Here is a 22,690-nt window from a genome sequence, read left to right on the forward strand (position 1 = left end):
GGGGTGCTGATTGCACGGGGGCGAAGGGATTTCATGCTGCTGCACCTCTCCACCTGGATCGAGATCGAGGACTATCTGAAGCGCTCGAAGACGGTGGTCGTGCCCATCGGCTCCAACGAGCAGCACGGCCCGACGGGTCTCCTGGGCACCGACTGGCTGTGCCCGGAGATCATCGCCCACGAGGCCCAGAAGAGCGCCGACATCCTGGTGGCGCCGACCTTCAACATCGGCATGGCGCAGCACCACCTGGGTTTCCCCGGGACCATCGCGCTGCGGCCCTCGACCTTCATGGCGGCGATCGGCGACTGGTGCCGGAGCCTCGGCCTCTACGGGTTCGAGAAGATCTATTTCCTCAACGGCCACGGCGGCAACGTGGCCACCATCGAGGCGGCGTTCTCCGAGCTCTACGCCGAGGCCACCTACGCCGGCCGCCGCCGCGGCTTCGCCTGCAAGCTGAAGAACTGGTGGGAGCTGAAGGGCGTCTTGAGCCTCGCCAACCGGCAGTTCCCCACCGGCCACGGCAGCCACGCCACGCCGTCGGAGATCGCGGTAACCCAGTGGGCCTATCCCGACGCCATCAAGTCGGCCAACTACGCGCCGCAGATCGCGCCGACCGGACCGATCCGCGAGGCGCTCGACTTCCGCGCCCGTTACGCCGACGGCCGCATGGGCTCCGACCCCGGGCAGGCGACGCCGGAAAAGGGCGGCGAGCTGGTGGCCGCGGCGGTGGCCGGGCTGATCGAGGAAGTGGCGGCGTTCGGGGCGGAAGAGACGCCGGCCTAGCGGTGGCCGGCACGGGGCCGGCCATGACGGCTCAAACTATGTTTGGGCCTAAAAGGCCGCGCCGGCCGAGGGCATGGCCAGGCGGTGCGCCTGGACCTTGGGACGGCCCTGCCAGTCGAGGTCTTCGGCCTTGGTCAGCGCCTGGGCGTCCTGGGCGGCGGCGGCGGCGGTGACCAGTTCGGGCTCGGCGGCGGCGGCGATCTGCCTGGGGCTGGAAACAGCTTCCTCCGCCGGCGCGGCGGCCGGGGCGGTCATTTCGCTGGCCGCGGTCAGGGCGAGCCTGGCCGGGCTGCGCGAGAGGTTGTCGAGGGTGGCGATCTGGATGCCGTGCGACTCGCCGCCGGCGTAGCGGCCGCCGAACGCCGGCGGCAGGCCCGCGCCGCCCGTCCAGCGATAGAAGATGTGCGCGCCGATGACGCCGACCTTGACCAGCGTCGGGCTCCAGTACGGGGCCACGTAGTCGGCGTGGTAGTGGGTGGCTTCGCCGACCTTCTTCATGACGTAGCCGTGCAGGGCCGCCTCGGCGACCTTGCGGGCCCGGTCCCACTTCTCGGGCGCCGGGGCGCGGGCCAGGGCGCCGTCGCAGGTGAAGCTGAACTGGCAGCCGGTCGAGCGGTCGGAGCCCTGGAAGACCACGCCGCAGACCGTCTTCGGGAAGGCTGGATGGCGCATGCGGTTGAGCACCACCTGGGCCACCGCCCGCTGGCCGTCGGTGCTCTCGTTGGCCGCCTCGTAATAGAGGGCCGCGGTCATGCAATCGACCGCCCGGGCCTCGTCCAGCACGCCGGCGGCGTTCAGGTGGAACGGCTTGGCGGCCGGATTGGGCAGCGGCGAGACCGGGTTGGAGGCGTTCCACAGCCGGGCGGCGTCGGGCGCCAGGTCGCGCAGGCGGATGACGCCCGCGTCGGGCTCGGCGCCGTCGGCCGTCGTCGCGACCGCGCCGGTTTCGGCGTTGGCCAGCGCCACCGAGGCCCGCAGCGGCAGGCCCGCGGCGCCGCCCAGGTGCGCGAACGCTGGCTCGGCCGGCAGCGCGCCCAGGACCACCGCCGCGCTCATCGCCGCCACAAGCCCCAGCTGCACGCCCGTCAGGTGGACGGCGTGGTCGCGGGCGAACAGATGACGGAAGCGAAGGCGCACGCACTCACCAAACGAAGTTGTCGGAGGCGCGACCCCTTAAGGCCAAGGTGGCGCTAAGGCCACCCTTTTCTTTAACACAAGGTTAACCTTTCGGGCGGGTTAACGCTGTCTATTCAGAGTGTTAACGACGGCGGTCAGGCGGTGAACAGGGTGCCGCCCCGCAGCGCCACCGGCCAGTCGTACAGCCGTTCGCCCACGCAGGGCCCCGCCACGCAGGTCCCGTCGAGCCGGAACAGGGCGCCGTGGCCGGCGCACAGGATGTGCTCGCCCGAGCGCGTCAGGTAGCGGTCGTCCATGGCGCCCAGCGGCCAGCCGGCGTGCGGACAGGAGTCCACATAGCCCGCTACCGTGTCGCCGGCCCGCACCACGAAACCGGCGAACAGGCGGCTGTCGACGCGGAAGCGGAAGCTCTTGGCGCCGGGATCGGCGATCTCGGCAAGGTCGCAGAGCCGGACGCCGGCCTCCGGCTGCGCGGGGTTGGGGCTAGAGCTGGTGGCCAAGGGTGGTGCGGAAGCCATTGATGTCCACCCGCTCGAACAGCCCGGCCTTGCCGTACGGGTCGGCGGCGGCGAACGCCCTGGCGGCCGCCAGATCCTCGGCCTCGATGATCAGCAACGAGCCGACCATGCCGCCCCCCTCGTCGAGGAACGGCCCGGCCATCTTGATCTGGTCGAGGCGTTCGCGGGCCCAGACCAGGTGGTCCTCACGGGCGGCCATGCGCGTGGCGAGCGCGTTGGGCTTGTCGATGCAGACCAGGGTGAACAGCGGCATGGGTCAGCGTTCCTCGCGCAGGGGTCGTGAAAGCAGTCGGGCGATGGCCTCGTCCACCCCGGCCTCGCCGGCCAGGATGGCGGCCACCGCCTCGCAGATGGGGGTGTCGACGCCGAGCCGGGCGGCCAGCTGGCGCACGGCCGGCGCGGAGGCCACGCCCTCGGCCACCGACAGCTTGCCGGCCAACGCCGCCTCGAGCGTCTCGCCGCGGCCCAGCGCCAGGCCGACGCTCATGTTGCGCGACTGGTGGCTGGAGCAGGTGAGCACCAGGTCGCCGAGGCCGCAGAGGCCGGCCACCGTCTCGGCCTCGCCGCCCAGCGCCACGGCCATGCGGGTGAGCTCGGCGAAGCCGCGGGTGATCAGCGCGGCGTGGGCGCTGCGGCCCATGCCGCGGCCCTCGACGATGCCGCAGGCGATGGCCAGCACGTTCTTGATCGCGCCGCCGGCCTCCGCGCCGATCATGTCGGTGGCGAAGTAGGGGCGGAAGGTCGGGGTGGCCAGGGCTTCGGAGAGGTTGCGGGCGCAGTCCTCGTCCGGGCAGGCCAGGGTGACGGCGGTGGGCAGGCCGCGGGCCACCTCGCCGGCGAAGCTCGGGCCCGACAGCACGGCCGGCGCGGCCTGCGGAACGGTCTCCGCCAGCACCTCGGTCATCAGCTTCAGCGAGCCCTGCTCGATCCCCTTGGCGCAGAGCAGGATCGGCAGGCCGTCGCGGACGTGCGGGGCGAAGGCGGTCAGCGCGCCGCGCAGGTGCTGGGCGGGCGCGACGGCGAGCACCAGGTCGCGGTCGGCGAGATTGGCGAAGTCGGCGGTGGCGCGGATTTCGGGCTCCAGCGCGACCCCGGGCAGGAACAGGCTGTTCTCGTGGCGGGCGTTCACCGCCTCCACCACCTCCGGCTCGCGGGCCCAGAGCACGGTCTCCAGCCCCGCGCGGGCGCAGACCTGGGCCAGGGCGGTGCCCCAGGCGCCGCCGCCGATCACACCGGCTGTCTTCATGCTTTTGCGCCCTTGCGGCCGGTCTGGTGGGTGGGATTGGCGAGCGCGGCGGCTTCGTCCAGCGGCCAGCGCGGGCGGGCCGGGGCGTCCAGCGGGTCGGCCTGGCCCAGCGCCAGCCGCTCGGCGCCGGCCAGCGCGATCATCGCGGCGTTGTCGGTGCAGTAGGCCAGCGGCGGGGCGGTGAAGGAAAAGCCGCGGCCCTTTGCGGTGGCTTCCAGCCGGGCGCGGACCGTGCGGTTGGCGGCCACCCCGCCGGCCACCACGAAGCGCAGGCCACGGCCCTCGTGCTCGATGGCGTAGGCGGCCATGGCGCGGTCGCTGCGTTCGCAGAGCTGGCCCGCGATCGCGGTCTGCACGCTGGCGGCCAGGTCGCGGCGGTCGACGTCGGAGGTCAACCCCTCCGCCAGCCGGGCGGCGGCGGTCTTCAGGCCGGAGAAGGAGAAGTCGCAGTCCTTGCGGCCCAGCAGCATGCGCGGCAGCGGGAACCGCTCCGGCTGGCCGCCCTCCGCCAGGGCCTCCAGGGCCGGGCCGCCGGGGTAGGGCAGGCCGAGGGTCTTGGCGATCTTGTCGAAGGCCTCGCCGGCCGCGTCGTCGATGGTGGTCCCAAGCCGGCGGCAGGCGCCGACGCCATCCACCGACAGCAGCTGGCAGTGCCCGCCGGAGACCAGCAGCAGCAGGAAGGGATAGGGGATGTCCGCGCCCAGCCGCGCCGAGACCGCGTGGCCCTCCAGGTGGTTGACGGCGATCAGCGGCAGGCCGCGGGCCAGCGCCACCGCCTTGCCGAAGGACAGGCCGACCATCACCCCGCCGACCAGACCCGGCCCGGCCGTGGCCGCGACGCCGGTGAGGTCGCCGTAGCCGAGGCCGGCGGTCTTCAGCGCCTCGCCGGCGATGGCGTCGATGCTCTCCACGTGGGCGCGGGCGGCGATCTCCGGCACCACGCCGCCATAGGGCGCGTGCGCGGCGATCTGGCTGGCGACCGTCGAGGACAGCACCTCCACGTGGCCGTCAGCGCCCAGGCGCACCACCGCCGCGGCGGTCTCGTCGCAGCTGGTCTCGAGGCCAAGCACGATCTGGGAGGCGGTGGCGGTCAGGGTCATCCGGTTGCCGGGGGACGCCCGCTCCTGTAGCAGGCGCATCTCTCACCCGCTTCGAGGTAGACCGCCCGCCGTGCCCACGCAACCGCCCGTCCGGATCGGCGCCCGCGGCTCCAAGCTGTCGCTGGCCCAGGCCGGCATGATGCAGCGCCGGATCGCCGCGGCCCTGGGCGCGGACCCGGAGGACGCCGCCGCGGTGGCGCGCGCCGCGCCGCTGATCGTCATCACCACCACCGGCGACCGGGTGCAGGACCGCCGGCTGCTGGAGATCGGCGGCAAGGGCCTGTTCACCAAGGAGATCGAGGAGGCGCTGCTGGACGGCCGCATCGACTGCGCCGTCCATTCGATGAAGGACATGCCGGCCCTGCTGCCGGAGGGCCTGTGCATCGCCGCCATCCCCGAGCGCGAGGATCCGCGCGACGCCTTCCTGAGCCGCGTCGCCGAGCGGCTGGAGGATCTTCCGCAAGGCGCGCGGCTGGGCACCGCCAGCCTGCGCCGCCAGGCCCAGGCCCTGCACCGCCGCCCCGACCTCGACGTCCAGATGCTGCGCGGCAACGTCGACACCCGCATCGCCAAGCTGGAAGCCGGCGGGGCCGACGCCATCCTGCTGGCGATGTCGGGCCTCAAGCGGCTGGGGCTCGGCGACACGCCGCAGAGCCTGATCGACCCGATCGAATGCCCGCCGGCGCCGGGCCAGGGCGCGCTGGCCATCGAGACCCGCACCGCCGACCGCGACCTGCCCTGGGTGCTGACGCTCCGCCACGCGCCGACCACCATCGCCGTGGCCGCCGAGCGCGGCGCCCTGACCGCGCTGGAAGGCTCGTGCAAGACCGCCATCGGGGCGCACGCCTGGTTCGAGCTCGGCACGTTGAAGCTGATCGCCGAGGCGCTGTCGCCGGACGGCGCGCTGCGCTTCCGCCACGCCGGCGAGACCGAGGTGTCGCAACTGGCCGATCCGGAAGCCTCGGCCCGCGACCTCGGGATTTCGCTCGGCCAGGCGATCCGCGACGAAGCCGGCGACGCGATCGCGGTCTGAGTTTCGCTTCTCCCCTGCGAAGCGGGGGAGGGGGACCATGCCCCGAAGAGGGTATGGTGGAGGGGGCGCGGGTTCGCACGAGCGTCGGATCGCCCCTCCGCCCTCTTCGGGACGGGAGAGGCGCGAGCAGACTGAGAACACAATCCTCGCGAAAGTCGTCAACGGTTAAGCTGGATTGGATTACAAAGGCCGAGATGCCGGGGCGTCGTCAAAAAATCTGGATCACCCGCGCCCAACCCGGCGCGACGGACACCGCCGAGCGCGTGCGCGCGCTGGGCCATGAGGCCGTGGTCGCGCCGCTGCTGGCGGTCCGCGCCCTGGAGAACGTCGAGGTCGACCTGACCGGCGTCGTGGCCCTGGCCTTCACCAGCGCCAACGGCGTGCGGGCGTTCGCGGAGAAGTCCGGCGACCGGTCGCTGAAGGTGTTCGCCGTCGGCTCGGCCACCGCCCAGGCCGCGCGGCAGGCGGGCTTCCGCTCGGTGCTCTCGGCCGACGGCGACGTCGAGGCCCTGGCCGACGGCATCGGCATGCGGCGCAGCGAGCTGAAGGGCGCGGTGTTGCACCCCGGCGCCGCTGAGCCGGCCGGCGACCTCGCCGGCGCGCTGGAGAAGCACGGCATCGAGGCGCGGCGGCTGATCCTCTACGAGACCGGACCGGCGGTGCTGTCGGACGCCGAGACCGAGGCGCTGATCCGCTGCGACGCGGCCCTGCTGCATTCGCCGCGCGCCGCCCAGGTGCTCGCCAAGCTGCTGAAGGCGCACCCCGCGCCGGGCCTGCGGGCGCTGGGCCTGTCGAAGGCGGTGATCAAGCCGCTGTCGCGCACGGCCATGGCCGGCAAGGTCTATCCGCCGTTCCCGCTCGAAGCGGCGTTGCTGAACCTGATAGACCGGACCCCATGAGCCCCGCGCCCGACCCCGAGATCACCGCGCCCAAGGACCCGGCCGACTACCGGCCGCGGCGGATCATGGGGCCGAGCTTCTGGCTGTTGCTGGCCTTCGGCTTCATCTGCGTGCTGGCCGGCGCGGCGATCGCCCTGCTGGCGCCGCGGCTACTGGCGGGACGGCCGACGCCGAAGCCGGCCGCCGAGGCCCAGCCGTTCGCCGAGCCGGCCGCCGGCGCCCCGACCCCGTTCGTCGCGGCGGTCTCGCCGGCTTCGACCGAGTCGCCGCCGGCGCCGACCGTAGAGTTCGAGCGGCTGAACGCCCGGCTCGCGGCACTGGAAACCCATGAGACCCGCACCTCCCAGGCGGCCGCCGCGGCCCTGGCCGCCGCCGCCCTGGTGGAGGCGACGCAGGCCTCGGGGCCGTTTCCCGAGGAGCTCACCGCCCTGAAGGCCGCCGCGCCCGGGACCCCGGAGCTGGCGGCGCTGAGCCGGATCGCCGAGGTCGGCGCCCCGACCCGCGCGTCCCTGGCGGCCAGCTTCCCCGACTATGCGGCCCGCGCCGCCAGCGCCAGCCGCGCCCCCGGCGAGGGGGCCGGGCTCGGCGACCGCGTCGTCTACCTGCTGTCGCGCATCGTCAGCGTGCGGCGCGTGGCCGAGGCCACCGGCGACGGCGTCGACGCCCGCCTCGCCAAGGCCGAGCGGCTGGTCGAGGACGGCGAGCTGGATCCCGCGCTGCGGGCGCTCGACCAGCTGCCGCCGAGCGCCCGCGAGGCCATGTCCCCCTGGCGGATCCGCGCCGAGCGGCGGGCCGAGATCGACCGGCAGGCGGCGGCGCTGCGGGCCCGCGCCCTGCAGGACCTCACCCAGGCCTCCCGGAGCGGCGCATGAGGGGCGGCGCATGATCCGAGCCGGCCTCGTCCTGGTCCTGGTGGCGGCCGTGGCGGTGAGCATCCTGGCGCTCACCGGCGACCCCGGCCGCGCCAGCGTCGTGTGGCTGGGCTGGCGGGCGGACATGACCGCCGCCGCCGCCGTGCTGATCACCCTGTTCGCCTCGCTGCTGGCGACCGTGCTGTGGCGCACCCTCCTGTGGGTGCTGGACGCGCCGCGCCGGACCGAGCGGGCCCGCGCCGAAAGCCGTCGCCGCCAGGCCAACGAGACCCTCACCCGCGGCTTCCTGGCCGCCGCCGCCGGCGACGGGGCGGAAGCGCGCCGGCTGGCGCTGAAGGCGGCCGATCTCGCCGACGAGGCGCCGGGCCTGGTGCGGGTGCTGGCCGCCCAGGCGGCGGAGGCGGCCGGCGACACCGCCGCGGCCCAGGCCGCCTACACCGCCATGCTGAGCTTCCCCGACATGCGGCTGGCCGGCCACAAGGGGCTGATGCAGCTCGCCGCCCAGCGCGGCGACCGGGCGACCGCCCTGCGCCACGCCCAGGAGGCCTATGGCCAGACCCGCACCGCCCGCTGGGCCTGGCGCGCCCTGCTGGAGAACACTCTGGAGGTCGGCGACTGGACGGCGGGGCTGGAGCTGGTGAAGGGCGCCTTGGACCGCAAGATCGTGCCGCCGGTCGTCGCCGACCGCACCCGCGCCGCCCTGCTGGCCGCCTCGGCCGCCCAGCTGGAGAATTTCCCGGAGCCGAAGGCGCGCGCCCAGGCCCTCGACCAGGCGGTGGAAGCCGCCAAGCTGCAGCCTGGCTTCGCGCCCGGCGTCGTGATGGCCGCCCGCCTGCTGGCCCAGGACGGCAAGCTGGCCCGCGCCGGGTCGACCATCGAGGCGGCGTGGAAGGCTGCGCCGCACCCGGCCCTGTTCCTCGCCTACCGCGACCTGCGCACCAGCGAGACCCCGCGCGAGCGCGCCCAGCGCCTGCTGGAGCTGGCCGGCCAGAAACCCACCCATCGCGAGAGCCGCATCCTGCATGTGGAAAGCGCCCTGGTGACCGGCGACGGCCCAGCGGCGCGCCAGGCGGCGCTGGCGCTGGAGGCCGAGCCGGTGACCGCCCGCATCGCCGGCCTGATGGCCCGCGTCGCCTACGCCTCCGGCGCGCCGGACGAGGCGCGGGTGTGGATGGCCAAGGGGATGAGCGCGCCGCACGAGCCGGACTGGTCCGACCTCGACCCGGAAGGCCGCGCCTTCGCCTACCACGCCTCCGACTGGGCGCGGCTGGTGGCGACCTTCGCGGAGACCGGCGAGCTGATCCACCCGCGCCACGAGCGGCGCGAGCGCGGCATGAGCGAGCTGCCGGAGCTGCCGATCTCCTATGCGGATTCCGCCCCCTTCCTGACCGCCGACGGGGCCGACGCCGCGCCCTTCCCGGTCGACGAGGGCCACTACGGCGAAGAGGAGCCGCAGGCCGCGCCCAGCGGCCCTGCGCCGCGTCGCCGCGCCAACGCGAGGCGGCGCTTGGCGAGCGGGCCGAGAGCCGCTAAATAGGCGCTCCTTCGCGGCCGGGCCTCCCGGTTCGCAGCCGGAAGGCCCTGTGGGCCGCCTTAGCTCAGCCGGTAGAGCACCGCATTCGTAATGCGGGGGTCAGGTGTTCGAGTCACCTAGGCGGCACCATCCTTCTAACCAGGGAATTCCCCCGGATACGCGCGAAAGCGCGATAACTCGGTCGCCGTTTGGGTCCAAGCTGGGTGTGGCTTTCAGAAGGGACGGGCACCGGACGCAGGCGTTCGTTGAGGGGGGACAGCGGGAGGGGGGCAGGGCCGGCCGGTGTCTACGCTCTTCTGACCGTCGCTAGGTCCGCTTCTGGTGTGGGCACCAACGGTCTGCGCCCCAGCGTCGCTTCATTCTGCGTGCTCAACACTGCAGTCAGCTGTAATCTTCAGTACCGGCACCATGAGTTCGTAGTCCGTCGCGTCTACGCTGAGTGCGTTAAGCCTCAGCTGCGCCAATTCCAAACTCAACAGATTCATGTTGGTGGTTTGCTCGGCACCTTCAGCGGAAAATCCGCCGTCTACCTGCATTCCTCCCCTATCCGTCAGCAAGTATCGCGCGTGAAAATCTTCACCGCCGTTCCTTTGTTTCCAGCAAAAGATCCGGATGCTCATGCCCTCAGGGATGTCTCCGGCAAATAGTTGCTTCGCCTCGCGTTCGAGATCGGCCTGAGCGGGTTTGTTCGCGTGGTATCTGTAGTGAAATTCGCAAACAGCGGCTGGGTTGAATTCTTTAACAACCTTCAAGCATTCCCGAATGACGCTCCTGTAGCGAGCGTTGTAGGGATCATAGAAGGCGTCCACGAACAGAATCCGAGAACCGAAGCGCAGGAATTCTCTGAGCGCCCCGACTATGGACGCCACATCGCGTGGCACGGCGGCGTCGCGCGGCGCCAACATGAGTGCATGGCCTTCGTCCAGGTCGTCGGGGACGAGAACCTCCGGAGCCTTAGCGGGGTTCTCCAAGGCTATGATGGCGCGGAAAGGGGTTTCGCTATTGGAAGTAAGCGCCGCCTCCAGCCAATTGGCTGCTGCGGCGTCATATGTCCGTCCGGAGCGCACCAGTTTGGCCCGGCGAGCCTGATCGAGGGCCACCTCCACCTTCTTCTTTTGAACCGGCGAAAAACCTGCGGTGGCGTCATAGACCTCCCGAAGCCACGCCTTGGGAAACTGCGAAATGAGTCGCCCTCGATCGAAGCCGAACAACTCGATTATGTATCGAAATGTCTCCCAGCTGGAGCCGATGGCCCTGGGCTCCACCGCATACTCGAAGAGCATCAGAACAGTTCCTCAGCTCGCTCTTCGAAGAATCCTTTCGGCCACTGATCGAGGAAGTCGCCTTCCGCGCTGACCTTCAGCGGGCGGAACCGAACGCCGTCATCGGATGTCTCCACATAGGTGACAGCCATGTCTTCGGCCGTCAGGGGCATCATTCCCGGCGGGAGTTCATTTGCGGAAGTCTCGCGGACGCGTCGGAGCAGGCGCAGCATGATGTGCTCACTGTGCGTCTCCACGAGCAGAGTCTTGTCCGGCGTTGAGTGGTCCTCCCCGGCTTGAGTCGCCCGAATGAAGAGGTCCCCCAAACCCACCTGGATCGCGGGATGCACATGCAGCTCCGGCTGCTCGATCGCCAGGACACCGGGGTTGTCGCGCAGACAGCCCACGATGACGGGCACCATTTGCGAAATGCCCACCCCGACGTCGCTAGGAGCAACGACAATTCCCTTCTCGAAATCCCGGAGGGCAATCTCAGAACGCGAGGCCAAGGCTAGGTAGAGTTCCTGCAGGTCGCCGAGGTCATCCTCCGTCAAGCCGCGCTCGAACAGCTGATGGAACCGACTGGGTACGGGGACCTCTTTGAATTCAACCTTCTCTAAACGATAGCCGGTTCGAAGCCGCTCTTCGCCCGAGAGCCATGAATTGACCTCTTCGAGCAATCCCCCTGAGGTATCCGTGTAGAGAAGGTCCCAAGCTGCCAGTCCCTGCGCCCAGCGCGAATCGTCGGGCGACAACCGCGGTCGATAGCTACGGCGGGGGATTTCCCGCAGAGGGCCGATGTAGGTCATGGTATTCAGATAGTCGCGGGCCAGCCGCAACGGGCCGCAAATCAGTTCATCCAAAAGCGCCATCAGGCCGCGAACTCTTGGAGCCTTTTGCTCCAACTCGAACTTCGAAACATCGGGGTCACGAAGGTCGCTCACCATCGGCCTGTTCAAATCAGGGAGAGCGCCCAGAACTGTCTCCACGCCAACGCGGTAGTCGCTCAGCGGCAAGTCACCGCCTCTGGACATTTGCCGCGACAGATCGAGGATTTCATCGGCAAGGGGATAGGGGGACTGCTCATCCTCCGGATCCGGCCTCTCGTCCGCGTCCCGAAAGCGTCGGAAAAGGGGGTGATCGAAATTGAACTTCGTCAATATCGCCTGGCCTGCTTGGGCTGGCGACGTGATCGTGGCGACATCCAAGGCGTCCAACATCACGGTGATCGCCGAAACGTAGGGACCGCCGAGCAGGTCGCTCCATTTGACTGACAGGCCGACCCCGATGGATTGCGCCACGGCGTAGTCTTTCAGGTCGGTATTCTCTCCCACGAGGTAGCGGATCGGCAGGCGTTCGAACTCCACTGCAGCTAGGGAGGCCCCTGAATTCAAAGGTAGACGCTCGGAGCCCTGGCCACCTACATCGTCGATTATGACCTTTATCGAGATGGTGCGGCTTAGATCGTGGCCGTGAACCAGGGTCGCGAAACCACCGAGATCGATCAGGCCGCCAGCGATTGTCTGGTCCGGGTCAGCATTCCGGCGCTCAAGGATTTCGCGCAGGTAGTGAAGCGACTGTAGAATTGTGCTCTTGCCAGCGCTGTTCGGCCCGAACAGCAGCGTGATCGGTTTCAGATCGATCACTTGCGTGCCGCCAACGCCTTTGAAGTTTTCGATCTCGATCCGACTTAAGCGCATCGCTGGACCTATAATTCGCCGCGAAAGGCGCGCTGGGAAAGGGCTGAGAACAACGTCTCTGAGTAAATCAGTTCATCGAACTGCTTCTCGCGAAGTTTTTTCGATCCGTGAAACAACCTGTCAAATCTTGTTAAATCTAGATCTTCCGGTATGGCCATTTCCAGTGGATAGAGATCTCCCTTGTTCAATTGTGGCACCGTGCTCCCGTTTGCGATACTTGCTAGGTCAAGAAGCTCGAACCAAATTCTTAGGTAGGGGTATGAAATTGGCGCGCCCTGCTTTGGGGCGACTGCCATCAAGTTTGGGTCAAGAATGGAGGATCGGCCCAGGACCCGCTTTTTGTTGGTGGCGATCGCCCCACCCCTCTTGGGGAAGACGATAGCGTCCTTCGGGGCCACAATCGCTGCTCCGGTTCTGCCCTTCCCTGCTACCCACTCGCGAGCGGTCATCACGACCTGATCATTGCCAGGTAAATTGAGGTCCCCGACCTTTAGAAGGAGAAGTCCATCGTCTTGGCCAAGGTACGCCACACCTGTCGGTAGGGAATTGCCCGCGAACAAGTCGCAAAGCTTTCCAAGCGGGAGTACCTTCAAACCCGGATTTGGATCGTTCGGCCTACCGAACATCTTCAAGAACGCAGATTTCAGAAAGTCATCCGCTAGACTAAGCGCCCCTTCGCGCTTGCGGCGGATGGCGTCGGCTTTATCCAGAATCGCCGCGATCCGACATTGTTCGTCGATGGGAAGGTCGGGAACCTCTAGCGATGAAACTTCCGATGTTCGGATCGAAGGGTACGCATCGTCCTTGATTAGTGTTGACGGCGGATGTGCCCGGAGCCAATGCGCCAGATACGATGGCTCATACCTTCCAACGGGCGCCAGCGCAGCGAGATGGCTGACCACGTATGCCGGCTTCCTCATCCGATAGACACGGCCAATTTTCGCAGACATCCCACTCTTGGCGAAAAGGATCGTATCCTTTGGATACAGCCTCATCCGGTAGCGCCGCGCAGTCTCAGAGGTTATTTTTTCGCAGTCATCCTCGGTCTGCCCTGAAAGCAAACCTTCAAGGCTTCCTGCGCGGATGAATGGAAGGCCGTCTTCGGAGAAATCTTTGGGCTTGGGCGCGGGCTGTCCGGCGGAAACATCAACCACCTTTCCCAATTGGATGGTTGAGACGGTCATCCGAGCAATTCCTCAAGCTCGGCGATTTCACTCGCGACTTCGTCATTTAGTTTCTTCATCCGGTCCAAGATGATCTCTGGTGCGTCGTATTCTTGAACAACATTCTGCCGAACTTGGTACTTGTTCAACGATAGATCGTAGTTGGCATCACGAATCTCCTGGGCGGGCACAAAAAAGACCTTCTGAGTCCGGTCAGTGTCGCGCTTCGCATCCCGGTTTCGCCACGCTGCAAGGCAGCCGGGCAGATCGTTGGTCGCAATCGGATCGCGCTTGTCGTCCAGCGAGTACCCATCGGCCTCCACATCGTAGAAGAATACGTCGTCTGTCCGGCCACCCTTCGTGAATACTAGAACGCCGGTTGAAACGCCCGCATAGGGCTTGAACACGCCGCTCGGCAACGAGATCACGGCTTCAAGCTGGTTGTGGTCGAGCAACAATTTGCGCAGCGCAACGTGGGCGGTCGAAGATCCGAACAGCACACCATCAGGCACGATCGTTGCTGACCGGCCGCCGGCCTTTAGCATGCGCAGGATCAGCACCAGGAAGAGAAGTTCCGTCTTCTTGGTTTTCACCTGACGCAGCAGCGAGGCGTGGACATCCTCGAAATCGAGGCTGCCTTTGAAGGGCGGGTTGGCCAGGATGATGTTGAAGCCTTCGGCCGCCGCTTTCGGAAACTTGTCGGTGAAGCCCGCGCTCAGCGTGTCCTGATAGTGGATGTCGGGATCATCTACCCCGTGCAGCATTAGGTTCATGGCGGCGATGCGGAGCATTGTCGCGTCAAAATCGAACCCGTGGAACATCCCACTGCGGATGTGTTCTCGATGCGCTTCCAGCAAATCGCCTGTGTAGGTTTTCTCCGTTTTTCCGGTGTCGGGGTCGGTCTCCTCAAGTACCCCGTCTGGCGACGTGTGGGCTTCCAGCAGATGCTGCATCGTCTGGACAAGGAAGCCGCCAGTGCCACATGCGGGATCGCAGATCACGTCAGTGGGCTTGGGTTCCAGCATGTCGACCATTAGTCGGATGACGTGGCGCGGCGTGCGGAATTGGCCGTTGATGCCTGCCGTCGTCAGCTTGCTCAGCAGGTACTCGTAGAGATCGCCTTTAGCGTCGCCCTCGGTCAGGGGAAGCTGGTCGATCATGTTGACCGCCTTCACCAGAAGGCTCGGCTTCTGGATCATCAGCTGGGCGTCCTTCATGAATTCCGCGAAGGCGGTGCCGCTCGTCGAGGATTTCCTGAAATGCGGAAACACCTTGTCGCGCAGCAACGGAAGCATGCTGTCCGCACCGAGATGCCTGAATTGCGACCATCGAAGGTCCTGCTCGTCGGCAGAGAACCGGCGCTCGAACTGCCGTCCCGTGCGTCGCAGGCGGTTCTCATCCCGCGTCTCGTTGATATCGAGAAGTCGCGCAAACATGAGGAAGGTGATCTGCTCGATCACAGTCAGCGGATTGGTGATGCCGCCCGTCCAGAATTCAGTCCATAGCGCATCGACGCGGCGCTTGAGGTCACCGGTAATCATTGTTCACTCGTTCGAGCTGATGGGTTTGGCTTTTGGCCGTCCGCGGCGGGGGGTTCGAATACGCTGACGATGTCGAGCAGGTCGTCGATCTCCTTGGGATCGGCGAACACGCCATCGAGGCCATCGGCGTCGACGACCGTAAAGGGCTGTTCATAGAGCCGGTCGAGCGTGACCCAGCCGATGCGGGCAATATGGTTCTGAAGCAGGCCGAGAAAGCGTGTCTGCTTAGCCGTGAGTTTCGGATGTCGGCGAGCGAATTCCGCGAAGTGCGCGGCGACCGCTTGCGGGTCCATGCCGACAATTTTCCGAATGGCGAAGTCCAGCGGCTCGGCAGTGTCCGCGAAGAATTCCTCCAGGACGTCCCGGCTTGCATTGGGGCTCTGGATCAAGATCAGCGACACCAGGGCCTGGAGGTCGTCCCCAGACACCGGCTCGCCGCTTCGGATTTTCTGCAGCGTGGGGTTGGTTTCAAAATGCCGTTGGAGTTCCGCTTCCACGACCTGCCGATAGGCCTTCATGTCTACGGATCTGATGGTCGTGGACCGCCGGCTCGATTGGAACGCAGTCGCATCCTCGGTGACATCGACTACCTTGGCGGGAAGGGGAGTCGCGCCGCCTTTCTCACGATGGTGCATGATCTCGCGAAGCGGAATTCGAATAGCTTCAAGGTCGCCAACGGTCGGGCGCTCCCAGAACTCATCGGATTTGACGCGCTTGATGACCTCCGCCTTCTCGCGAACGGGGTTCAAGTGCATCTGCAGGCCGGCGAGGCGGTCTAGCAGCTCGATCTTGAGGTCGCCAACCGCTGAAGATCGCCGAAGCACGGCGATCTGAATTCGCGCGATCAGTAGGTCCAGAGCATATGCGTCGCCGAGGCCTCGGATGTTCCGCCACTGCATCAGCGGGGCCACGACCTGACGGAGCATTGCGACGGTGGGCGGCGCAAATGCGTGAAGGACTGCAGGCACCGAGACGGCACGCTTCTCGCGCCACCTTTCACGAACCGCTACCGACTCCTCGGGAAGGGCTTCGATATCTCCCCTTACAAGCTCGATCACGGCATCAAAGGTTGAGATTTCGCTGAGGCGCAGAGCTGCTTCTGCCAGCGCCACTCGCTCCTCGAAAACAAGCTGGAGCAACGGCTTCGACTGGGTGGGCTCGGCCGGACGGTACCCCGTCTCGAACCGCTCAAAATTGCCCCAGTGGTCGAAGATGCGGAAAACCTTCTTGTCCAGTCCAGGACCAAACAAGTCTTCACACAGTCGCGTGCCGCGGCCGATCATTTGCCAGAATTTGACGGGCGACCTGATCGGCTTGGCGAACACCAGGTTCAGGATCTCTGGGATGTCGATGCCGGTGTCGAGCATGTCGACGGAAATCGCGATCGTGAGATCGTTGTTGGTCCCGTCACCCTTGAAGTCGTCGATGAGTTGCTCGGCACGCGGATCGTAGTTGTCGATCACCTGACAGAATCGACCGCCATACTGGGGATACATCTCGTCAAACATCTGACGCATCAGAACTGCGTGCTGATGGTTTCGCGCAAAGATGATGCTCTTGCCGGGCAATTGGCCCGTAGCGTCGCGGAGCCCGTTCTCCATTAAGTTCCGCAAGATCGCCCGATTGGTATCCTTATTGTAGATGACCTTATCGATCTGCTCGGAGGTGAAGTCATACTGAGACGGGTCCTCGCCTTGCTCCTCCAGCTGTTCGATTTGGTCGGCGGTCAGTGTGTCGAGCCGGATGCCCTCCCGCAGAAACTGCGTCGTGTGCTCGAAGACTTCGAACGGAGTAAGAAACCCCTCAGCGACGGCCTGCTCCAAATCATAATTCGATGTCGGGATCTGACCCTCGCAGCCGAACAGGCTGAAGGTGTTGCGGGTAACAAAGTCGACGGGCGTCGCTGTAAGCCCAAGCTGCAAGCAGTCGAAATAGTGGAACAGGTCCCCATAGACATTGTAGATGCTTCGATGGGACTCATCCGCGATGATGAGGTCGAAAAATCCAACGTCAAAAGACTGATAAGCCTTCTGCATGGCCGGGTAGGTCGCCAGGAAGATTCGTTCGGTTGCGGAGGGATTTACCCTCGACGTCACAACTCGGATTGGCTCCGATAGGAAGTCGTTGAACGCGTTCTTGGCTTGCTTCCGGAGTTCCCGCCGGTCGCAGAGAAAAAGGACGCGCTTTACCCAGCCTGCGCGGATCAGAAGTTCCGCCAATGCGATGGCAACGCGGGTCTTCCCCGTACCCGTCGCCTGAACAACCAAGGCGTTGCGGTGGCCGGCCGAGAAACGTTCGTTGACGCGTTTGATAGCCTCGACTTGGTAGAGCCGATTGACGATGTCGGCGCGGGGGCTGAGCGTGTCGAGCGGCTTGCGGCCCGCGCGCTGGAAGGTGACGAGATATTGAAGGCTGTCCTTGGAGTAGTACCCAAACACCTTCCTCGGCGGGTAGCCGAGAACATCGTCCCACATCCATATGTCGAACCCGTTAGTGTAGAAAATCACAGGCCTTCGGCCGTGAGTTCTTTCTAGGTCATCGGCATATAGCTTGGCCTGGTGGCGGCCGATCTCCGAATCGACGGAGGTCTTCTTTGCTTCGATGACAGCCAGTGGCCTGCCGTCATCGTCCCACAAAACGTAGTCTGCATAGCCAAGGCCCGAGGGCGTCGGTTGGTTTTGAACTTCGACCTCTCTTCCCACGCCTTCGACCCAGCCTGCCGCGGCCAACAGGCTGTCGATGATCTGGGTTCGGGTAGTCGCCTCGCTGAACTCGAGCAAGTTGGCGGTAGCGGCGCCAGCCGCAGCCAGCGCTTCAATTTCATCCTTCTGCTTGGTCGCAGTCGCAGCTTGCTGTCGGGCTTCCTCCAGTTCGCCCAGAAGCGCGTCCATCTGCGCTTCTTGAGCCGCGAGCCTTTCCAGGATCTGGCGCTTCTCGCGCTGAAGTTCCTTGGTGTCGTCGGCGGTCCGGTCGGAGGCAGGCGGCGCAAACTGAGGCAACGCCGCTGCGTCGCCCGTGGCGAAACGGACGAACATCCAGCGAGCGAGGTCAAAAGCCTCCTTGAGCAGCCACAGAGCGTTCCGCGTTGTCGCGGGCTCCCCGTGAGCCGCCTTATTGCCGTGAATTCGAAGCGCATGGAGCTTGTCGAGCACCACCTTCGGCGTGATCGCGGCGAAGGAATCACATTTCAGGAGATCGACGAACGAGGCCTGCTCCGGCTTCGGCAAGCGGAGGTCCCGATAGACATCTTTGGTGAGGTTTTCTGCGAACAGGCGCAACTTCATGAGCGCGCTCGCGGGATCGGCATACGCGTACGCTTCCGCGAAGCCGCCCAGCTCCGCGAGTTCCGGCCAGTTCGGCCGCAGCATTTCGAAGTTCTGCGACTTCACTGGACCGCCTCCGCGAGGGCGAGGTCGAAGTCCGCGCGGTTCTTGACCACGACGGGCGCTTCGCTTGGACGGTCCACACTGCCGCCAACATCCAGACGCAGGCGCTTGTTGAAGTAGTAGAGCAGAGCGCGTCGGACCGGGATGGCGACCTGTCCATCGGTCATTCCGTAGTCGTCAGCCACAACCCGCTGTTGACTGTCGGACAGCATAGGGTTCGGGCAGAGCACCACGTCGAAGCGGCCGTTCCACATCGCGTCATCTGCCTGCGACATCGCTTGGAGACCGAGATCCCGGGCGCCGAGGCAGCGCGATACGATGAAGTCCAAGAACCGCTCATCGCGATGACAATAGGCCCTGACGTGCCAGCGCAGTCCATCATGCGCAAACCCGTGCGGCGACACACGCCGCCAGAACGGCTCTGGCCGGCTTGGGCTCATGGATTGGTAGTTGATCTCGACCGATTGCCGCTCTCGAACAGCGGCGACGACTAGACGAAGCGCCTGCGGGTCGATGCGTCGCGTCGGAATGGGCAGCCGCTCGGCTGATACGAGTTCCTCTGCTGTAGGCTCTCCTTCCATCCGCGCGCGATCGCGCAGGTATGCATCGGCGTCGAGCTTGATAAACAGGGGGGCGAACGCACCCGTGGCGACGTAGCGCTTCCTGGCCGAGTCATACCGGAGGTTATTCGGGGCCTGCTCCTGATAGAGGGAGAGATCCTTCGACGCCTGGGGCACCGAGACGTCAAACGCACCGACCAGGTCGGCGCGGTTCACGCCACCCTCCCAAAAGAGTCGCGATTCGATGAAAGCGAGGCGCTGCTCCACGCCCCAACGCAGCCCTCCTTTTTCCATCAGCATCACGCACTCCAATCAGAATAGTTTCTTTACCCGTCACGTAAGTATGCTGACGTCCGGGGATTGTCAACCGTCAAGCCGCAAGGACGTCGTAGCCGAGGTATCGAAGGGCTTTAGCCATACGGCCGTTGACGGGAGGGCAGTCGTCAGGCCGCACCGTGCCGTAGAGCTCCAGCGCGGTGAACCGGCCGATGTGCTGCACCTTCTTCTTCGGGTCGTAGAGGAAGTCATGAAGTCGCTCGGAGAAGTCACCGGCCCCATGAACCAGCTCCAAGATCGAACTGCGCACTTTCGCCACGTCGCTGCCGTTGACGCTCCAGAACTCAGCGGGAAGCGCCTTCTCCCCGCGCAGCACGTGGCGCTGCTGCTCGGTGAAGGCGTGTAGGCTCATCAGTCCTTCGGTTAGCGCCTCGCGCGATGCGCGGCTCAGTTCTTCGCGATCACCGAACACCCGGCGCACGTTGTCCAGCCACGGAATGTAGACCGCGGGCACCTTGTTATCCGTGGTAGCAGCCCACTCCGCGCCCAGGCGCGCAACCTCAGCGCGCCGTACCTCCGGCGCTCTCACAGTCGCCTGCACCCACGCCGCCTCCCCTGGGGCATGGGTGAGCCTAACCCAATTGAGGAACCTGTTGGTCTCGTTTGCGAGACCCACGCCTTCGAGTTCGGGGCGGCGGAGGTTCCGCTCTACCAGGATGCCGGTGATGTCGTCGAAGGCTGGCTGATACTGCTCATAGATCTGCCGGTGCAGCGTATCGAGAAAGAGGCGTTGGCGGCTCTTTTGGGCGCTCCCAACAAGGATCGTCGCGGGTTCAGCCTTTCCAACTGCTTCCGCAATGAGTTCGTCCCGGGTCGGGCCGGGTTGTCGTGTCCCGAGCCAGGTTCGCTCGAAGCGCTCAAAGACCGCATCTGTAAGAGATGGCGCCGAGTCCCAGAGGTTCTGGAAGACGGCGCGTAGCTGTTCGATAGCCTCGAAATCCTCAGGCCGATCCAGCAAGAGCACCCCCTCGCGATTGCCCTCAAGTCCCGCGCTGGTGAGGTTGGAGGAGCCGACAAGGGCGGCCCGATCAGAGAGGTAGATCTTGGCGTGGAAGCGACTGGTTAGATATCTGACGGTCACACCCGGTGCGCGCCGCGCCTTGGCCACCGCATCAGGTCGGGTCGCCTCATTGAGCCCGATGAGGAGGTGGAGCGGCCTCCCAGCGGCCGAGACACTTTCCACGGGAGCCGTCGCATTGAAGTAGGGCGAGGCAAACTGAAACTGCGCCCCGCCGGCAATCAGCCGATCCAGCGGATTGCGCACATAGTCGCCTTCCGGCCCGTTGGAGAATATCCGTCGCATTGAACGCCCCCACCCCAGCACGAGTGGCATAGTGCTAACTCAGCAAGGGTGCCGACTCCTACCGTCGGGACGCAGGGCGTTAAACCTGCCTTGGGCTTCACGTTGAGCTGGCAAGGTCGCTAGAGCCATCGTTGTAGTCCTCGGGCTTAGCCGAGACCCGCAGCGACTAGTCGTGGCCAAGAGCCTTCGCGAAAGACCGAATTCTAAGAATATACTCGCGCGCTCCATAACTAATAGACGCCACGAAGATCGGAAAACTCGGCATCTTATATGATGAGGATGTCTCATCACGTCGTGTTCCAAGGAGATATTGTTGTGAGCATTCGATTTGATTTCTTTGGGGGGCTGTCATGATAAGTGAAGGTAGTCAGCGAAATGACCCTGTAATGGCCCTGGGTCCGATCCTCCTCGCTCAGGCGGGGTTCTGGCCGAGCTATGCCATTGCCAATGTCCTGGCCCAGTTAGCTCTTGGCCTCGGTGGTACTCCCTCCCGGTGTGGACTGCTGCCCACCTGGTCTTCGGCCTTGGCTGCATGGCTTTGGCACGCTTCTGCTGCGACCGAGTGTTCGGAGTCTACTCCGGACGCCGACCGTTCGTTCTCTTCCTTTGCATCGGCGTGTTCGTGATGGGCTGGTACTTCCTCAGTGAGCCGCCGGGGACAGGCCTTCTCTTGGACCTCGCGGTGCAGTTTTTCATTGTCGCATCCGCATATTGGTGGTTCTGGCGAGGCCGCCCTCTCAGCAGGGTAGAGCCGAGTAAAATCAACACCGTCTAACCCGTTCACTGCCGCCCCGTCGCGGCCCTCAACACCAACTCAACCAGCCCTCGTGACCACCGTCGCGGGGGCTTTTCTTTGCCCTGAAAGGAGCCCCATGCTCTCGCTCACCGACCGCGATGCGGTCACGGCCGCGCTGACGGATCCCGGCTTAGATCCACACCTACGCGCTCTCATTGGTCTGCGTGCCTGGCAGTTGGACGACGATCGCAAGCGCCCGCTCGGCGACATCGTTCAGTTCGTCGTCGTCCAGCCCGGCGACACCTCTGAGGTCATCCACGAGGCCCTCGGCTTCCCCATCACCTGGGACCAGGCCGAGCAGCCGGGGTTCGAGTGGATGGAGGACCACGGCACGTGGTTCGAGCTCGCCTACGTCCTCACCGACGACTTCGGGATGCTAGTCTTCGTGGCCGACGATCCCGGCACCAACTCTACCCTCCGCTTCAACTGTCTCATGCTGGCCGAGCGGCCGGCAGCTAAGGAGAACAAATCATGAACTATGCTCTAGCTGCTGACACCAGCTGACGAGCGGGAGAGGGCTCTGAGCCGGCCCTGCTCACGCATGACCCACCTCACCAGCCGCTCTCGTGACGACGTCGCGGGGGCTTTTTTCATGCCCGAAAGGACTGCCGATGCTTGCACTAGCCAGCCCCGCCGCCGTGGCGAAGGCCCTGAACGATCCCGACCTAGACCCGGACCTGCGCGACCTCATCGCCCGCCGGGTCTGGCAGCTCTGCGCCGAACAGAACGCGGAGCTGGCCGAGGCCATCAATTTCGTCGTCATCGAAGGCGGCGACACCCCGGAGGTGATCAACGACGCGCTCGGCTTTGCCATCACCGGACAGCACGCCGAGGAGCCCTGCTACGACGCGATCGAGGACCACGGACTTTGGTTCGAGATCTCTTACCCACCCCGGGACGGTGTGCGCACTTTCGTCTTCGTCTCGAACACCCCCGCTACGGAGATGGGGATCCACTACCTGTGCCTCTCGCGCGTCTGGTCGGACGGCGAGGGGAGCCGCCAATGAAGCAGGTTCTTCTTCTGCTTCTGGGGGCCGTCATCCTAGCCCTGCTCAAAGCCGTGCTCACGGTGCTCGCGCTCGCGCTGCTGCTTGCGTTGGTCTTCTCCTTCGCTATCCGACCACGCGAGACCCTCCAGTTCGTGGGGGTTCTGTTGGTTTTCAGCGTCGCGAGCGCGCAACCCACCGTGTTCATCATCACCGTTGGGCTCGTGGGAGCGGTGGTGGTGGTGGCTAGCACCCTGGCCAAACGGCGAAGTTAGCCTGGCCACGAGGATCGTCCGGCGCAACGAAAAGGCCTGGAGCCGTCGGCGGAAGACGTTCCCGCTGATGGCTCCCCGGCTCCCTTTGTAGAGCTCTTCAAGGTGGCCGCTCGACAGCTTCCTACGCAAGGGCTCTCCGCCGCCACTCGCTCTCCGATCCCAGCGGAAGCGCGTCCGGTAGGGAACAGTGCGCGCCGCAGCTAAAGCCACTCTAACCAGTATCCGTGGCTAAGACTTACGAGCGACGCGCAAACAAGGAA

The 22,690-nt window shown here is 65.7% G+C and carries 20 protein-coding genes and 1 tRNA gene; 9 read left to right on the forward strand and 12 right to left on the reverse strand.

The window, feature by feature from the left end; genetic code table 11:
• Positions 1 to 33: 33 nt before the first annotated feature.
• Entirely contained in the window at positions 34 to 783 is a 750-nt protein-coding gene (locus DJ021_RS06940; protein ID WP_111456849.1) for a creatininase family protein, read from the forward strand.
• 48 nt (positions 784 to 831) lie between these two features.
• Here DJ021_RS06940 and DJ021_RS19070 read toward each other — a convergent pair whose 3' ends face one another.
• From DJ021_RS19070 to tsaD, 5 genes are all read right to left on the reverse strand, one after another.
• On the reverse strand, positions 832 to 1,920 hold the full coding sequence (locus DJ021_RS19070; protein ID WP_243625920.1) for a cell wall hydrolase: 1,089 nt from the start codon (positions 1,918 to 1,920) through the stop codon (positions 832 to 834).
• 134 nt (positions 1,921 to 2,054) lie between these two features.
• Positions 2,055 to 2,420, reverse strand: a complete 366-nt coding sequence (locus DJ021_RS06950; protein ID WP_243625921.1) for a Rieske (2Fe-2S) protein — start codon at positions 2,418 to 2,420, stop codon at positions 2,055 to 2,057.
• Complete coding sequence (locus tag DJ021_RS06955; protein WP_111456851.1) at positions 2,404 to 2,691, reverse strand: YciI family protein; 288 nt, start codon at positions 2,689 to 2,691, stop codon at positions 2,404 to 2,406. Before DJ021_RS06955 ends, DJ021_RS06950 begins: the two co-directional genes overlap by 17 nt.
• Before the next feature lie 3 nt (positions 2,692 to 2,694).
• Entirely contained in the window at positions 2,695 to 3,684 is a 990-nt protein-coding gene (locus DJ021_RS06960; protein ID WP_111456852.1) for an NAD(P)H-dependent glycerol-3-phosphate dehydrogenase, read from the reverse strand.
• On the reverse strand, positions 3,681 to 4,784 hold the full coding sequence (tsaD, locus tag DJ021_RS06965) for a tRNA (adenosine(37)-N6)-threonylcarbamoyltransferase complex transferase subunit TsaD (protein WP_111456853.1): 1,104 nt from the start codon (positions 4,782 to 4,784) through the stop codon (positions 3,681 to 3,683). The genes DJ021_RS06960 and tsaD overlap by 4 nt, the downstream gene beginning before the upstream one ends.
• 70 nt (positions 4,785 to 4,854) lie before the next feature.
• Between tsaD and hemC the strand changes: the two genes are divergently transcribed.
• From hemC to DJ021_RS06990, 5 genes are all read left to right on the forward strand, one after another.
• Positions 4,855 to 5,817, forward strand: coding sequence for a hydroxymethylbilane synthase (gene hemC, locus DJ021_RS06970; protein WP_111456854.1), 963 nt, complete (start codon positions 4,855 to 4,857; stop codon positions 5,815 to 5,817).
• Between the two features lie 194 nt (positions 5,818 to 6,011).
• Entirely contained in the window at positions 6,012 to 6,716 is a 705-nt protein-coding gene (locus tag DJ021_RS06975) for a uroporphyrinogen-III synthase (RefSeq protein WP_111456855.1), read from the forward strand.
• The gene (locus DJ021_RS06980) at positions 6,713 to 7,588 is read left to right on the forward strand and encodes a COG4223 family protein (RefSeq protein ID WP_111456856.1); all 876 of its coding nucleotides are present in this window, start codon (positions 6,713 to 6,715) and stop codon (positions 7,586 to 7,588) included. The genes DJ021_RS06975 and DJ021_RS06980 overlap by 4 nt, the downstream gene beginning before the upstream one ends.
• A gap of 10 nt (positions 7,589 to 7,598) precedes the next feature.
• On the forward strand, positions 7,599 to 9,125 hold the full coding sequence (locus DJ021_RS06985) for a heme biosynthesis protein HemY (protein WP_111456857.1): 1,527 nt from the start codon (positions 7,599 to 7,601) through the stop codon (positions 9,123 to 9,125).
• 50 nt (positions 9,126 to 9,175) lie between these two features.
• Positions 9,176 to 9,251 (forward strand) — tRNA-Thr (locus DJ021_RS06990).
• Positions 9,252 to 9,478: 227 nt separating this feature from the next.
• Here the strand turns inward: DJ021_RS06990 and DJ021_RS06995 are convergent.
• From DJ021_RS06995 to DJ021_RS07025, 7 genes are all read right to left on the reverse strand, one after another.
• Positions 9,479 to 10,405, reverse strand: a complete 927-nt coding sequence (locus DJ021_RS06995) for a hypothetical protein (protein ID WP_111456858.1) — start codon at positions 10,403 to 10,405, stop codon at positions 9,479 to 9,481.
• A complete protein-coding gene (locus DJ021_RS07000) occupies positions 10,405 to 12,084 on the reverse strand; it encodes an AAA family ATPase (protein ID WP_111456859.1) in 1,680 nt (559 codons plus the stop codon). The genes DJ021_RS06995 and DJ021_RS07000 overlap by 1 nt, the downstream gene beginning before the upstream one ends.
• 8 nt (positions 12,085 to 12,092) lie before the next feature.
• Positions 12,093 to 13,268, reverse strand: coding sequence for a restriction endonuclease subunit S (locus DJ021_RS07005; RefSeq protein ID WP_111456860.1), 1,176 nt, complete (start codon positions 13,266 to 13,268; stop codon positions 12,093 to 12,095).
• Complete coding sequence (locus DJ021_RS07010; protein WP_111456861.1) at positions 13,265 to 14,788, reverse strand: type I restriction-modification system subunit M; 1,524 nt, start codon at positions 14,786 to 14,788, stop codon at positions 13,265 to 13,267. The genes DJ021_RS07005 and DJ021_RS07010 overlap by 4 nt, the downstream gene beginning before the upstream one ends.
• Entirely contained in the window at positions 14,785 to 18,177 is a 3,393-nt protein-coding gene (locus DJ021_RS07015) for a DEAD/DEAH box helicase family protein (RefSeq protein ID WP_111456862.1), read from the reverse strand. Before DJ021_RS07015 ends, DJ021_RS07010 begins: the two co-directional genes overlap by 4 nt.
• The gene (locus DJ021_RS07020; RefSeq protein ID WP_207801785.1) at positions 18,174 to 19,034 is read right to left on the reverse strand and encodes a BrxR family helix-turn-helix transcriptional regulator; all 861 of its coding nucleotides are present in this window, start codon (positions 19,032 to 19,034) and stop codon (positions 18,174 to 18,176) included. The genes DJ021_RS07015 and DJ021_RS07020 overlap by 4 nt, the downstream gene beginning before the upstream one ends.
• Positions 19,035 to 19,104: 70 nt before the next feature.
• Positions 19,105 to 20,373, reverse strand: coding sequence for a phospholipase D-like domain-containing protein (locus DJ021_RS07025; RefSeq protein WP_165837135.1), 1,269 nt, complete (start codon positions 20,371 to 20,373; stop codon positions 19,105 to 19,107).
• 872 nt (positions 20,374 to 21,245) lie between these two features.
• Between DJ021_RS07025 and DJ021_RS07030 the strand changes: the two genes are divergently transcribed.
• The 3 genes from DJ021_RS07030 to DJ021_RS07040 all read left to right on the forward strand — a co-directional run bounded on the left by DJ021_RS07030 (position 21,246) and on the right by DJ021_RS07040 (position 22,430).
• Complete coding sequence (locus tag DJ021_RS07030) at positions 21,246 to 21,644, forward strand: hypothetical protein (RefSeq protein ID WP_111456864.1); 399 nt, start codon at positions 21,246 to 21,248, stop codon at positions 21,642 to 21,644.
• 136 nt (positions 21,645 to 21,780) lie between these two features.
• Complete coding sequence (locus DJ021_RS07035; protein WP_133254959.1) at positions 21,781 to 22,176, forward strand: hypothetical protein; 396 nt, start codon at positions 21,781 to 21,783, stop codon at positions 22,174 to 22,176.
• The gene (locus DJ021_RS07040; protein ID WP_111456866.1) at positions 22,173 to 22,430 is read left to right on the forward strand and encodes a hypothetical protein; all 258 of its coding nucleotides are present in this window, start codon (positions 22,173 to 22,175) and stop codon (positions 22,428 to 22,430) included. Before DJ021_RS07035 ends, DJ021_RS07040 begins: the two co-directional genes overlap by 4 nt.
• Positions 22,431 to 22,690 lie beyond the last annotated feature (260 nt).

Source organism: Phenylobacterium hankyongense (assembly GCF_003254505.1).
In the GTDB taxonomy this organism is placed as follows: domain Bacteria; phylum Pseudomonadota; class Alphaproteobacteria; order Caulobacterales; family Caulobacteraceae; genus Phenylobacterium; species Phenylobacterium hankyongense.

Excerpts from the sequence above, each read along its gene's own strand:
- DJ021_RS06940 (WP_111456849.1), top strand. The coding sequence starts at position 34 with ATGCTGCTGCACCTCTCCACCTGGATCGAGATCGAGGACTATCTGAAG.
- tsaD (WP_111456853.1), bottom strand. The coding sequence starts at position 4,784 with ATGACCCTGACCGCCACCGCCTCCCAGATCGTGCTTGGCCTCGAGACC.
- DJ021_RS06975 (WP_111456855.1), top strand. The coding sequence starts at position 6,012 with ATGCCGGGGCGTCGTCAAAAAATCTGGATCACCCGCGCCCAACCCGGC.
- DJ021_RS06995 (WP_111456858.1), bottom strand. The coding sequence starts at position 10,405 with ATGCTCTTCGAGTATGCGGTGGAGCCCAGGGCCATCGGCTCCAGCTGG.
- DJ021_RS07030 (WP_111456864.1), top strand. The coding sequence starts at position 21,246 with ATGCTCTCGCTCACCGACCGCGATGCGGTCACGGCCGCGCTGACGGAT.
- DJ021_RS07005 (WP_111456860.1), bottom strand. The coding sequence starts at position 13,268 with ATGACCGTCTCAACCATCCAATTGGGAAAGGTGGTTGATGTTTCCGCC.
- DJ021_RS06955 (WP_111456851.1), bottom strand. The coding sequence starts at position 2,691 with ATGCCGCTGTTCACCCTGGTCTGCATCGACAAGCCCAACGCGCTCGCC.
- DJ021_RS07035 (WP_133254959.1), top strand. The coding sequence starts at position 21,781 with ATGCTTGCACTAGCCAGCCCCGCCGCCGTGGCGAAGGCCCTGAACGAT.
- DJ021_RS07010 (WP_111456861.1), bottom strand. The coding sequence starts at position 14,788 with ATGATTACCGGTGACCTCAAGCGCCGCGTCGATGCGCTATGGACTGAA.
- DJ021_RS07025 (WP_165837135.1), bottom strand. The coding sequence starts at position 20,373 with ATGCGACGGATATTCTCCAACGGGCCGGAAGGCGACTATGTGCGCAAT.
- DJ021_RS06980 (WP_111456856.1), top strand. The coding sequence starts at position 6,713 with ATGAGCCCCGCGCCCGACCCCGAGATCACCGCGCCCAAGGACCCGGCC.
- DJ021_RS07040 (WP_111456866.1), top strand. The coding sequence starts at position 22,173 with ATGAAGCAGGTTCTTCTTCTGCTTCTGGGGGCCGTCATCCTAGCCCTG.
- DJ021_RS07020 (WP_207801785.1), bottom strand. The coding sequence starts at position 19,034 with ATGCTGATGGAAAAAGGAGGGCTGCGTTGGGGCGTGGAGCAGCGCCTC.
- DJ021_RS06985 (WP_111456857.1), top strand. The coding sequence starts at position 7,599 with ATGATCCGAGCCGGCCTCGTCCTGGTCCTGGTGGCGGCCGTGGCGGTG.
- DJ021_RS06960 (WP_111456852.1), bottom strand. The coding sequence starts at position 3,684 with ATGAAGACAGCCGGTGTGATCGGCGGCGGCGCCTGGGGCACCGCCCTG.
- DJ021_RS07000 (WP_111456859.1), bottom strand. The coding sequence starts at position 12,084 with ATGCGCTTAAGTCGGATCGAGATCGAAAACTTCAAAGGCGTTGGCGGC.